Genomic DNA, 12,323 nt, shown 5'->3' on the forward strand with positions numbered 1-12,323 from the left:
TCCGACGTCACCGACCCCTTGACACCCTCCATGGCGCCAGGCACATTGAGTTGCGCAACCTGAATCAAGTTGCGCAACAAGCAACTGAACCGGTCTCAAGTTCGGAGGTTGGGCGATGGCGGGACCCCGAGTGGTCATCATCGGAGCGGGCGTCGTGGGAGCCGCCCTGGCGGACGAGATCTCCGCACGCGGCTGGACCGAGGTGACCGTCGTCGACCAGGGCCCCCTCCCGGCCACCGGGGGCTCCAGCTCGCACGCGCCGGGCCTGGTCTTCCAGACGAACGCCTCGAAGACCATGACGGAGCTGGCCCGGTACACGGTCGAGAAGTTCTGCTCCCTGGAGGTGGACGGCAAGCCCTGCTTCCTCCAGGTCGGCGGCCTCGAGGTGGCGACCAGCCCGGAGCGTCTCGCCGAACTCCGGCGGCGGCACGGCTGGATCAGCGCCTGGGGCATCGAGGCGCGCCTGCTGACCCCGGACGAGTGCGTGGAGAAGCACCCGCTGGTCGACCGCGACAAGGTCCTCGGCGGCCTCCTGGTCCCCACCGACGGCCTCGCCAAGGCCGTCCTGGCCGTCGAGGCGCAGATCCGCCGGGCCACCGAACGCGGCGTGCGCTTCCTCGCCCGGCACGAAGTCCTCGACGTCCGGCAGAGCGAGGGCCGCGTCACCGGCGTGGTGACCGACCAGGGCGAGATCGAAGCCGACATCGTCGTGTGCTGTGCCGGCATCTGGGGACCGAAGATCGCCCGCATGGTCGGCATGAACCTGCCGCTCACCCCGCTCGCCCACCAGCTCGCCTGGACCGGCCCGGTCCCCGCCCTCGCCGGCCAGACCGAGGAGGCGGTCCGCCCGATCCTGCGCCACCAGGACGCCGACCTCTACTACCGCGACCGCTTCGACGGCCTCGGCATCGGCTACTACGGCCACCGCCCCATGCCGGTCTGCGCCGGCGACATCCTCTCCGTGGACGAGGCCGAGGAGATGCCCTCGGTGCTGAAGTTCACCGAGGAGGACTTCGAGGACGCCTGGACCGAGACCCAGTCCCTGCTCCCGGCGACCAAGGAGGCGAAGGTCGAGGAGGGCATCAACGGCCTGTTCTCCTTCACCACCGACGGCTACCCGCTGCTCGGCGAGTCCCCGGACGTCAAGGGCTTCTGGGTCGCCGAGGCCGTGTGGGTCACCCACTCCGCGGGCGTCGGCCGGGCCGTCGCCGAGTGGCTGGTCGACGGCTACTGCTCCTCCTTCGACCTGCACGAGTGCGACGTCAACCGCTTCGAGCCGCACCAGCTCTCCCCGGAGTACGTCCTGGCCCGCGACTGCCAGAACTTCGTCGAGGTCTACGACATCCTCCACCCCCTCCAGCCGGCCGGGAAGCCGCGCCCGATCCGCACCAGCCCCTTCTACGCCCGCCAGCAGGAACACGGCGCGTTCTTCCTGGAGGCGAACGGCTGGGAGCGCCCCCAGTGGTACGAGGCCAACGCCTCGCTGGTCGAGGGCCGCGACATCCCCACCCCCAACGACTGGGCCGCCCGCTACTGGTCGCCCATCGTCGGCGCCGAGGCCCAGGCCACCCGCGAGAAGGTCGCCCTCTACGACATGACCGCCCTCAAGCGCCTGGAGGTCAGCGGCCCCGGAGCCGCCGACTTCCTGGAGGGCCTGGTCACCGGCAAGGTCGCCAAGTCCGTCGGCTCGGTGACGTACACGCTGCTCCTGGACCACGACGGCGGCATCCGCAGCGACATCACCGTCGCCCGCCTCGCGCTCGACCTCTTCCAGGTCGGCGCCAACGGCAACCTGGACCTCGACTGGTTCACCCGCCACCTGGCCGCCGACGGCCGCGTCCAGGTCCGCGACATCACCGCCGGCACCTGCTGCATCGGCCTGTGGGGCCCGCTCGCCCGCGAGGTGCTGCAGCCCCTCACCGACGCGGACTTCTCGGGCGACGGCCTGAAGTACTTCCGCGCCAAGCGGGCCTACATCGGCTCGGTACCGGTCACCGCCATGCGGCTGTCGTACGTCGGCGAGCTGGGCTGGGAGCTGTACACCACCGCCGACCAGGGCCTGAAGCTGTGGGACACCCTGTGGGCCGCGGCCCGGCCGCTGGGCGGCATCGTCGCCGGCCGGGGCGCCTTCAACAGCCTGCGTCTGGAGAAGGGCTACCGCTCCTTCGGCACCGACATGACCTACGAGCACGACCCCTACGAGGCCGGCGTCGGCTTCGCCGTCAGGCTCGACAAGGGCGACTTCATCGGCAAGGCGGCGCTGGAGCGGCGCAAGAACGACGTGCGGCGCAGGCTGAGCTGCCTCACCATCGACGACCCGCGGGCGGTCGTCATGGGCAAGGAGCCGGTGTACGACGGCGACCGGGCCGTCGGTTACGTCACCAGCGCCGCGTACGGCTACACGATCGGCAAGGGCATCGCCTACGCCTGGCTCCCGGCGGAACTGGCCGAGCCCGGCAGGACCGTGCACATCGGCTACTTCGACCAGCGGATCGAGGCGGTCGTCGCCGAGGAGCCGTTGTTCGACCCGGCCATGTCCCGCCTTCGCGGCTGAGCGTTCGAGGGGAGCACCGCACGTGACCGCACAAATTCTCGACGGCAAGGCCACCGCTGCCGCCATCCGCCGTGAACTCGCCGAGCGCGTCGCCAAGTCGACGGCCCTGACCGGCCGACCTCCCGGCCTCGGCACCGTACTCGTCGGCGACGACCCGGGCAGTCACGCCTACGTCTCCGGCAAGCACCGCGACTGCGCGCAGGTCGGCATCGCCTCCCTCCGCCGCGAGCTGCCCGCCGACGCCACCCAGCGGCAGGTCGAGGACGTCATCGACGAACTCAACGCCGACCCGGCCTGCACCGGCTACATCGTGCAGCTCCCGCTGCCCCGCCACCTGGACGCCAACGCCGTCCTGGAGCGCATGGACCCCGCCAAGGACGCCGACGGGCTGCACCCGGTCAACCTCGGCCGGCTCACCCTCGGCGTCGAGGCGCCCCTGCCGTGCACCCCGCGCGGCATCGTCGAACTGCTCCGCCGCCACGACGTCCCGCTCGCCGGAGCGCGGGTGTGCGTCGTCGGCCGGGGCATCACGGTCGGACGGCCCATCGGACTGCTGCTCACCCGCAGGTCCGAGAACGCCACCGTCACCCTGTGCCACACCGGCACCAAGGGCCTGGCCTGGCACGTACGCGAGGCGGACATCGTCGTCGCGGCGGCCGGCTCGCCCGGACTGATCACCAAGGACATGCTGCGCCCCGGCGCGGCCGTCCTGGACGTCGGCATCACCCGCACCGAGCGCGGGCTCGTCGGCGACGTCCACCCGGAGGCCGCCGAGGTCGCCGGATGGCTCGCGCCGATGCCCGGGGGAGTGGGACCCATGACCCGAGCCATGCTGCTCGCCAACGTCGTCGAGGCCGCCGAGAGGAACGCGATCACCGTATGAACGCGCTGAACACGCCCCTGGCGGAGCTGGACCCCGAGGTCCACGAAGCCCTCCACGCCGAGCTGCACCGCCAGCAGTCCACCCTGGAGATGATCGCCTCCGAGAACTTCGCGCCCACCGCCGTGATGGAGGCGCAGGGCTCGGTCGCGACCAACAAGTACGCCGAGGGCTATCCCGGCCGCCGCTACTACGGCGGCTGCGAACACGTCGACGTCACCGAGCGGCTGGCGATCGAACGCGTCAAGTCCCTCTTCGGCGCCGGCTACGCCAACGTCCAGCCGCACTCGGGCGCCCAGGCGAACACCGCCGTGTTCTTCGCCCTGCTCCAGCCCGGCGACACCGTCCTCGGCCTGGACCTCGCGCACGGCGGCCACCTCACCCACGGCATGCGCATCAACTACAGCGGCAAGATGCTCAACGTCGTGCCCTACCACGTCTCCGAGGCGGACAACCTCGTCGACATGGACGAGGTGGAACGGCTCGCCAAGGAGCACCGCCCCAAGATGATCATCGCGGGCTGGTCGGCGTATCCCAGGCAGCTGGACTTCGCGGCCTTCCGCCGGATCGCCGACGAGGTCGGTGCGCTCCTCATGGTCGACATGGCGCACTTCGCGGGCCTGGTCGCCGCCGGACTGCACCCGAGCCCCGTCCCGCACGCGCACGTGGTCACCACCACCACGCACAAGACGCTCGGCGGTCCCCGCGGCGGGGTGATCCTGACCAACGACGCCGACCTCGCCAAGAAGATCAACTCGGCGGTCTTCCCGGGCATGCAGGGCGGCCCGCTGGAGCACGTCATCGCGGCCAAGGCGGTGTCCTTCAAGGTCGCCGCGTCGCCCGAGTTCGCCGAACGCCAGGCCCGCACCCTGGCCGGCGCCCGCATCCTCGCCGAACGCCTCACCCGGCCCGACGCGGCAGCGGCCGGGGTGAAGGTGCTGACGGGCGGCACGGACGTCCACCTCGTCCTCGTCGACCTGCGGGACTCCGAACTCGACGGCAAGCACGCAGAGGACCTGCTGCACGAGATCGGTATCACCGTCAACCGCAACGCCGTCCCCTTCGACCCGCGCCCGCCCATGGTCACCTCCGGACTGCGCATCGGCACCCCGGCGCTCGCCACCCGCGGCTTCACGGAGGACGACTTCGCCGAGGTCGCCGACGTGATCGCCCTCGCCCTCCAGCCCGAGCCGGACGTGGCCGCACTACGCGCCCGCACCGAGGCGCTGGCGGCCAGGCACCCGCTCTACCCGCACCTCTCGCACGACGGAGACGCCCGATGAGCCCCCGCACCCCCGGCGCCGACCTGCCCGACCACCCGGACTGGCTCTGGCGCACCCCCGCGCCCAAGCGGTCGTACGACGTGGTGATCGTGGGCGGCGGCGGCCACGGCCTCGCCACCGCCCACTACCTGGCGAAGAACCACGGCATCACCAACGTCGCGGTCCTGGAGAAGGGCTGGCTCGCGGGCGGCAACATGGCCCGCAACACCACGATCATCCGCTCCAACTACCTGTGGGACGAGAGCGCGGGCATCTACGAGCACGCACTCAAGCTGTGGGAGGGCCTGGAGGAGGAGCTGGACTACCCGATCCTCTTCTCCCAGCGCGGCGTGCTGAACCTCGCCCACAGCCTGCAGGACGTGCGCGACAGCGTCCGCCGGGTCGAGGCCAACCGGCTCAACGGCGTCGACGCGGAATGGCTCGACGCGCAAGCGGTCAAAGAGGTCTGCCCGATCGTCAACACCTCACCCGACGTGCGCTACCCGGTCCTCGGCGGCACCTACCAGCCGCGCGCCGGCATCGCCAAGCACGACTACGTGGCCTGGGGCTTCGCCCGTTCCGCGGACGCCGCCGGCATCGACATCATCCAGAATTGCGAGGTCACCGGGCTGGACGTGGTGGGCGGCCGGGTGGTCGGCGTACAGACCACGCTCGGCCCGATCGCCGCGGGCAAGGTGGCCCTGTGCTCGGCCGGCCACACCTCGGTCCTCGCGGCCATGGCGGGCATCGAACTGCCCATCCAGAGCCACCCGTTGCAGGCGCTCGTCTCCGAACTGCTGGAGCCGGTGCATCCGACCGTGGTGATGTCCAACGCCGTCCACGTGTACGTCAGCCAGGCGCACAAGGGCGAACTGGTGATGGGCGCGGGCATCGACGCCTACAACTCCTACACCCAGCGCGGCGCGTTCCACATCATCGAGGAGCAGATGTCGGCGGCCCTGGAGCTCTTCCCGGTCTTCGCCCGCGCGCATGTGCTGCGCACCTGGGGCGGCATCGTCGACGTCAGCCCGGACGCCTCGCCCATCGTCGGCCTCAGCCCGGTCGGCAACCTCTACCTCAACTGCGGCTGGGGGACCGGTGGTTTCAAGGCCACCCCGGGTGTCGGCTGGGTCTACGCCCACACCATCGCCCACGACACCCCGCACGCTCTGAACGCCCCCTTCTCGCTCGACCGTTTCACCACCGGCGCGCTCGTCGACGAGCACGGCGCGGCCGCGGTGGCCCACTAGGGAGCCGAACCATGCTGCTCATCCCCTGCCCGTGGTGCGGGCCCCGTGACGAGGCCGAGTTCCACTACGGTGGCCAGGCCCACGTCCCCTACCCCGAGGACCCCGCCGCCCTCACCGACGAGGAGTGGGCGCGGTACCTGTTCTTCCGCGACAACCCCAAGGGCCCGTTCGCCGAGCGGTGGAGCCATGCGGCGGGCTGCCGCAAGTGGTTCAACGCGGTGCGGGACACGGCGACGAACGAGATCCTCGCCGTGTACAAGGTGGGGGAGTCACGTCCGGAGACGGTGGAGCCCCGTCCGGAGCAACCAGCCTGTCCGGCGTTTGAGGACGAGGTCCGTTCAGGGCCGACGGGGGTCCAGGGGGCGGAGCCCCCTGGCGGGGTCGAAGGGGCAGAGCCCCTGGAGGATGGGACGGTTAGGGGCGGCGGGGGCGACCATCCCTTCCGCACCCCCGCCGGCGGCCGAATCGACCGCGACACCCCCTTCACCTTCACCTTCGACGGCACCGCATACCAGGGCTACCGGGGCGACACCCTGGCCTCCGCCCTCCTCGCCAACGGCGTCATCCAGGCCTCCACCAGCATCAAGCTGGGCCGCCCCCGAGGCATCTTCTCGGCCGGCGTGGAGGAACCGAACGCGGTCGTCCAGATCGAGGCCCCCTTCCCCGAGCCGATGCTCCCCGCCACTACCGTCGAGCTGTACGACGGCCTGGTCGCGAGCAGCCTCCCGGGCCAGGGACGCCTCGCCACCGAACCGGACCCCGCCCGCTACGACGCCGTACACGCCCACTGCGACCTGCTGATCGTCGGCGCGGGCCCGGCCGGCCTCGCGGCGGCAGCGGCGGCGGCGAGCACCGGCGCCCGCGTCATCCTCGCCGACGACCAGCCGGAACCCGGCGGCAGCCTGCTCGGCACCGGCGAGCACCTCGACTGGGTCGAGGCGACGCGCGCGCGGCTCGAAGCGGCGCCCGAGGTGCGCGTCCTGCGGCGCACGACCGTCTTCGGCCACTACGACGACAACCACCTCCTCGCCGTCGAGCGCCGCACCAACCACCTCGGCGCCGAGGCCCCGGCGAACGTCTCCCGCGAGCGTGTCTGGCGGATCCGCGCCCGCCACGTCGTACTGGCGACCGGCGCGCACGAGCGTTCGCTGGCGTTCGGCGACAACGACCGGCCCGGCGTGATGCTGGCCTCCGCGGCCCGGACGTACCTCCGCCGGTACGGCGTGCTGCCGGGCCGGCAGGCGGTCGTGTTCACCACCAACGACAGCGCCTACGCCGCCGCGCTCGACCTGGTGGCGGCGGGCGTCGACATCGCCGCGATCGTCGACACCCGGCCCGAGCCGGGGGAGTGGGCCGAGCGCGCCCGGTCCGCCGGGATCGAGGTGTTCGCCGGACACGCGGTCACCGGCACTCAGGGCACGGACCGGCTCACGGCCGTGACGGTCGCCCCGTACGGAGAGCCGGCCGGACACCGGGAGGCCACGGGGCAGCGGGAGTTCACCGCCGACCTGCTGCTGGTCTCCGGCGGCTGGAACCCGGTCGCGCACCTGTTCAGCCAGGCGGGCGGCAAGCTCCGTCACGACGACGTGCTCGGCACGTTCGTGCCCGACCACGGCCGGCAGGCGGTGGAGGTCGCGGGCAGCGCGAACGGCGCCTTCGACCTGGCCACGGTCCTCGCGCAGGGCGCGGCGGCCGGCGCCCGGGCGGTCGAGGCGGAGGGCTACACCGCCGAGGCGCCCGCCCTCCCGGCCACGGCCGCACAGCCGTACACCCCGCCCATGCAGGTCTTCACCGTCCCCACCGACACCGGCGCCCCCCGGTTCGTCGACCTCCAGCGTGACGTGACGGTCGACGACCTGGCGCGGGCGACGGGGGCGGGTCTGCGCTCGGTGGAGCACACCAAGCGCTACACGACCGCCGGAACCGGGGGCGACCAGGGCAGGACGGCCGGCGTCCTGGCGAGCGGAGTGGTCGCCGAGCTCCTCGGCGTGGACATCTCGGCGCTCGGCCTGCCGACCTTCCGGCCGCCGTACACCCCGGTCTCCTTCGCCGCCCTCGCCGGGCGCGACCGCGGCGCGCTGAGCGACCCGGTTCGCACGACGGCCCTGCACGCGTGGCATGTGGCGCACGGGGCGCTGTTCGAGAACGTCGGCCAGTGGAAGCGCCCCTGGTACTACCCGCAGGACGGCGAGGACATGGAGAGCGCCGTGCTGCGCGAGTGCCGCGCCGCCCGCGAGGGCGTGGCGTTCATGGACGCCTCCACGCTCGGCAAGATCGATGTGCAGGGCCCGGACGCGGCGCTCTTCCTCGACCGGCTCTACACCAACATGATGAGCACCCTGAAGGTCGGCATGATCCGCTACGGCGTGATGTGCCGCCTGGACGGCATGGTCTTCGACGACGGCACGGTCATCCGGCTCGCCCAGGACCGGTTCCTGGTCACCACCACGACCGGCAACGCGGCGGCCGTCCTGGACTGGATGGAGGAGTGGCTGCAGACCGAGTGGCCGGAACTGCGGGTCCACTGCACCTCGGTCACCGAGCAGTGGGCCACGGTGGCCCTGGTCGGTCCGAAGTCCCGCGAGGTCCTCGGCTCACTGGCACCCCGACTGGCCGTGTCCAACGAGGACTTCCCGTTCATGGCGTGGCGGGAGTCGGACGTCGCCGGCATCGACGCGCGCGTGTGCCGGATCAGCTTCTCTGGCGAACTCGCCTACGAGATCAACGTGTCGCCGTGGGACGCGCTCGCCCTGTGGGAGGCGCTGTACGAGGCAGGCGCCCCGTACGGCATCACTCCCTACGGCACCGAGACCATGCACGTGCTGCGTGCCGAGAAGGGCTACCCGATCGTCGGCCAGGACACCGACGGCACGGTCACCCCGCAGGACATCGGCATGGGCTGGGCGGTCTCCAAGAAGAAGCGCGACTTCATCGGCAAGCGCTCCTACGCCCGCGCCGACACCGTCCGCCCCGACCGCAAGCACCTCGTCGGGCTCCTGACCGAGGACCCGGCCGTCTTCCTGCCGGAGGGCACGCACCTGGTCGCCGACCGCGAACTGCCCGCCCCACCCGTGCCGATGCTCGGTCATGTCACCTCCAGCTACCGCAGCGCGGCACTCGGCCGGACCTTCGCGCTCGCCCTGATCAAGGGCGGCCGGGACCGGATCGGCGACCGTCTCTTCGCACCCGTCGGCGACCGGCTGGTCCCGGTGACCGTCGCAAGCCCCGTCCTCTACGACCCCGAGGGAGCCCGCCGCGATGGCTGACACCGCCCTGACCGCACGGCAGCGCAGCCCCCTGGGCGACGCCGCCCACCGCCTGGCCGCCGCGACCCGCTCCTCCCGGGGCGCGATCCGGCTGGCCGAACTCCCCTTCCTGGCCCAGGTGAACGTCCGCCTCGACGCCAAGAGCCCGGCGGCGGAAGCCGTCGCACTGGCCCTGGGCCTCCAACTGCCCCTGGAACCCAACACCGTCGTGCACGCGGGGGACGTGACCGCGGTGTGGCTCGGCCCCGACGAATGGCTCGTGGTGGGCCTGCGCGGCACCGAGCGGGATCTGGAGAGCCGGATCCGCTCGGCGGCGGGGGACGAACCGGTCTCCGTCACCGACGTCTCCGCCCAGCGCACCACCCTCCTGGTCGGCGGACCCCGCGCGCGCGACCTGCTGGCCCACGGCTGCTCGCTGGACCTGCACCCGCGTGCCTTCGGCCCCGGCCGCTGCGCCCAGACGACGCTGGCCCGCACCCAGGTCGTGCTGGTGGCCCGCGACGAACCCAGGGCCGGTTTCTGGGTCCTGGTGCGCTCCTCCTTCGCCAGCTACCTGGCGGACTGGCTGCTGGACGCGGCCGTCGAATACAGATGACCGGCCCGGCAGGGCGGCAGAGATGACCCGGCGGTGCCGGGCCGACCCGAACGGTCGGCCCGGCACCGCCGTTCCAGTGGCGGCCGGGCGGCGAACTCCCGTGAAAGCCCGGGCGACTTCTTGACAACGATGGGGGCCGACCCCAGACTGACGTTGCGCTAAGCGCATTAAGTTTCGTAATACGCACCGAGGTGGTCCCGATGATTCCCGTGTGCCCCATCGCCGATCTGCCCCGAGGCGAGGCGTTCCGGCTCGAGAACGACCCGCCCGTCGCCGTGTTCCACACCGAGGACGGCGAGGTCTACGCGATCGACGACACCTGCACCCATCAGGATGCCTCGCTGGCCGACGGCTGGCTGGAGGGGTGCGAGGTCGAATGCCCGCTGCACGCTTCGAAGTTCGACCTGCGCACCGGCGGCGTGGACGCTCCGCCGGCCCGGCTTCCCGTGCGCACCCACCAGGTCCTCGTCGAGGACGGCATGATCTACGTCAAGCTCTCCGACGCCCCGCCGAACCTCCCGCCCACCTGCGCCGCCGCCCGGCTCGGAGGCGTCGCGGTCGCCGGAGGCGGCACGTGAGGACCGTGGCGGTCCACGGCGCCGCGCTCGCCGGGGCGGCGGCGCGCAGGGCGGGGTCCCCGTGACCGCCGCCGGGGCCTGTGCCGCCTCAACCCGTCCTGGCACCCCGGACGTTCATCCGTACGGTCTGCCGCGGCCCGGCCGGACGCTGGTCATGGGCGTCGTGAACGTCACGCCGGACTCGTTCTCCGACGGCGGGCGGTCGTTCGCCGCGGAGGCCGCCGTCGCGCACGGACTCGCCCTGCTGGAGCAGGGAGCCGACATCGTGGACGTGGGCGGCGAGTCGACCCGCCCCGGCGCGGAGCGTCCGCCGGCCGAGGAGGAGCTGCGGCGCGTCCTGCCCGTCGTCCGGGAACTCGCGGCGGCGGGCGCGACCGTCAGCGTCGACACCATGCGGGCCGAGGTGGCCGACCGCGCCCTCGACGCCGGTGCCCGGATGGTCAACGACGTCTCGGGCGGACTCGCCGACCCGGCGATGCTGCCGCTGATGGCCCGGGCGAACACGCCGTACGTGCTGATGCACTGGCGCGGCCACTCCGCCGGCATGCAGGCCAACGCCCGCTACGACGACGTCGTCACCGACGTGGTCGACGAGCTGCGGCTGAGAATCGACGCGGCGCTGGAGGCGGGAGTCCAGCCCGGCTGCCTGATCGTCGACCCGGGGCTGGGGTTCGCCAAAACGCCCGGGCACAACTGGGAGCTGCTGGCCAGGCTGGGGGAGGTGCGTGCGCTGGGCCGTCCCGTTCTCGTGGGCGCGTCCCGCAAGTCGTTTCTGGGGCAGGTGCTGGCCGATCCGGCGACGGGCCGGCCGCGCCCGGCGCCGTCGCGGGACGCCGCGACCACCGCCGTGTCCGTCCTCGCCGCCGCACAGGGCGTCTGGTGCCTGCGTGTGCACGACGTGGGCTCCACCCTCGACGCGGTGCGGGTGACGGCCCGCTGGGGCGCCGAGGCGGCGGTCACGGCGCCGCTGCCCCTTCTACGCCTGGGCGTGTGACGCCCCGGGCGCGGACCTGTGCGGGACTCAGCCCACGTACCCCATCCGGTGGCTGATCTCCTCCGCGCCCTTGAGCAGCAGGGGCGCCAGCTCGTGCATGCGCTCCTCGGTGAAGCGGTACGCGGGACCGGAGGCGCTGAGGGCGGCGACGACCTCGCCGTGGTGCGAGCGGATCGGGGCCGCCATGGCGTGCAGCCCGATCTCGAGCTCCTCCAGGGTCACCGCGTATCCGCGGTCCCGCGCCTGGTCGAGGTTCTTCTCCAGCTTCGTCCTCGCGGTCAGGGTGTGCGGCGTGAGCTTCTGCAGCCCGGAGGCCGCGAGCACCTCGGCGCGCTCCTTCGCCGGCAGGTGCGCGAGCAGGATCTTGCCGCTGGACGTGGCGTGCACGGGGGTGAGCTGGCCGACCCAGTTGTGGGTGCCGACGGCGCCCGGGCCGCGCACCTGGTAGAGGTTGACGGCGTAGTGCTCCTGGAGGACGGCGATGTTGACGGTCTCGCCGATCTCCTCGCTGAGCCGCTCGCACACCTCCCGGCCCTGCTGTGTGATGTCGAGGCGCCCCGTGACCGCACCGGCCAGGCGCACGATCCCGAAGCCGAGCCGGTACTTGCCGCGCTCGGTCGCCTGCTCGACCAGACCGCGCGCCTCCAGCGCCCCGAGCAGCCGGAACGCGGTCGACTTGTGGACGTCGATCTCGGCGGCGACCTCGCTGACCCCCGCCTCCCCGCGCTGGGCGAGGATCTCCAGGACGCTGACGGCGCGGTCGACGGACTGCACGCCGCTCACCGCCGGAGCTGTTGTTTCGCCATCTGCGGTGTAGTTGCTCATAGCGCAACTATACGCTTGGTTGGTCGCCAGGCCCCGTGGCTCGCAGAGGGAGGGTATACGACGGCTCCTCGGGCAGGGGAGCCGTCGTCGCCGGTGGTTCTCGCCGGCCGCGCGAACGG

Annotated in this window: 9 protein-coding genes; 8 read left to right on the forward strand and 1 reads right to left on the reverse strand. The window is 72.4% G+C overall.

Features of this window, described 5'->3' with window-relative positions:
- Positions 1–115: 115 nt before the first annotated feature.
- The 8 genes from ACIBJF_RS22185 to folP all read left to right on the forward strand — a co-directional run bounded on the left by ACIBJF_RS22185 (position 116) and on the right by folP (position 11,379).
- Positions 116–2,554 carry an FAD-dependent oxidoreductase gene (locus ACIBJF_RS22185; protein WP_399175951.1) on the forward strand — a complete coding sequence of 813 codons (2,439 nt, stop codon included), beginning with the start codon at positions 116–118 and terminating at the stop codon, positions 2,552–2,554.
- 22 nt (positions 2,555–2,576) lie between these two features.
- Positions 2,577–3,437: a bifunctional methylenetetrahydrofolate dehydrogenase/methenyltetrahydrofolate cyclohydrolase gene (locus tag ACIBJF_RS22190; protein WP_399175952.1), complete on the forward strand. Its 861-nt coding sequence runs from the start codon at positions 2,577–2,579 to the stop codon at positions 3,435–3,437.
- Complete coding sequence (glyA, locus tag ACIBJF_RS22195; protein ID WP_399175954.1) at positions 3,434–4,717, forward strand: serine hydroxymethyltransferase; 1,284 nt, start codon at positions 3,434–3,436, stop codon at positions 4,715–4,717. The genes ACIBJF_RS22190 and glyA overlap by 4 nt, the downstream gene beginning before the upstream one ends.
- Complete coding sequence (locus ACIBJF_RS22200) at positions 4,714–5,946, forward strand: sarcosine oxidase subunit beta family protein (RefSeq protein ID WP_399175955.1); 1,233 nt, start codon at positions 4,714–4,716, stop codon at positions 5,944–5,946. The genes glyA and ACIBJF_RS22200 overlap by 4 nt, the downstream gene beginning before the upstream one ends.
- A gap of 11 nt (positions 5,947–5,957) precedes the next feature.
- The gene (locus ACIBJF_RS22205) at positions 5,958–9,212 is read left to right on the forward strand and encodes a sarcosine oxidase subunit alpha family protein (protein WP_399175957.1); all 3,255 of its coding nucleotides are present in this window, start codon (positions 5,958–5,960) and stop codon (positions 9,210–9,212) included.
- Positions 9,205–9,807, forward strand: a complete 603-nt coding sequence (locus tag ACIBJF_RS22210) for a sarcosine oxidase subunit gamma (RefSeq protein ID WP_399175959.1) — start codon at positions 9,205–9,207, stop codon at positions 9,805–9,807. The genes ACIBJF_RS22205 and ACIBJF_RS22210 overlap by 8 nt, the downstream gene beginning before the upstream one ends.
- A 200-nt stretch (positions 9,808–10,007) precedes the next feature.
- Positions 10,008–10,385: a bifunctional 3-phenylpropionate/cinnamic acid dioxygenase ferredoxin subunit gene (locus ACIBJF_RS22215; protein ID WP_399175962.1), complete on the forward strand. Its 378-nt coding sequence runs from the start codon at positions 10,008–10,010 to the stop codon at positions 10,383–10,385.
- A 154-nt stretch (positions 10,386–10,539) separates the two neighbouring features.
- A complete protein-coding gene (gene folP / locus ACIBJF_RS22220) occupies positions 10,540–11,379 on the forward strand; it encodes a dihydropteroate synthase (protein ID WP_399175964.1) in 840 nt (279 codons plus the stop codon).
- 27 nt (positions 11,380–11,406) lie between these two features.
- Here the strand turns inward: folP and ACIBJF_RS22225 are convergent, their stop codons facing one another.
- Positions 11,407–12,204, reverse strand: a complete 798-nt coding sequence (locus tag ACIBJF_RS22225; protein WP_399175965.1) for an IclR family transcriptional regulator — start codon at positions 12,202–12,204, stop codon at positions 11,407–11,409.
- Positions 12,205–12,323 lie beyond the last annotated feature (119 nt).

The organism is Streptomyces sp. NPDC050743 (assembly GCF_044456925.1).
Lineage (GTDB): Bacteria > Actinomycetota > Actinomycetes > Streptomycetales > Streptomycetaceae > Streptomyces.

Bases quoted from the DNA above. Each gene is read 5' to 3' on its own strand.
- ACIBJF_RS22210 (WP_399175959.1), top strand. From the start codon at position 9,205: ATGGCTGACACCGCCCTGACCGCACGGCAGCGCAGCCCCCTGGGCGAC.
- glyA (WP_399175954.1), top strand. From the start codon at position 3,434: ATGAACGCGCTGAACACGCCCCTGGCGGAGCTGGACCCCGAGGTCCAC.
- ACIBJF_RS22200 (WP_399175955.1), top strand. From the start codon at position 4,714: ATGAGCCCCCGCACCCCCGGCGCCGACCTGCCCGACCACCCGGACTGG.
- folP (WP_399175964.1), top strand. From the start codon at position 10,540: ATGGGCGTCGTGAACGTCACGCCGGACTCGTTCTCCGACGGCGGGCGG.
- ACIBJF_RS22215 (WP_399175962.1), top strand. From the start codon at position 10,008: ATGATTCCCGTGTGCCCCATCGCCGATCTGCCCCGAGGCGAGGCGTTC.
- ACIBJF_RS22225 (WP_399175965.1), bottom strand. From the start codon at position 12,204: ATGAGCAACTACACCGCAGATGGCGAAACAACAGCTCCGGCGGTGAGC.
- ACIBJF_RS22205 (WP_399175957.1), top strand. From the start codon at position 5,958: ATGCTGCTCATCCCCTGCCCGTGGTGCGGGCCCCGTGACGAGGCCGAG.
- ACIBJF_RS22185 (WP_399175951.1), top strand. From the start codon at position 116: ATGGCGGGACCCCGAGTGGTCATCATCGGAGCGGGCGTCGTGGGAGCC.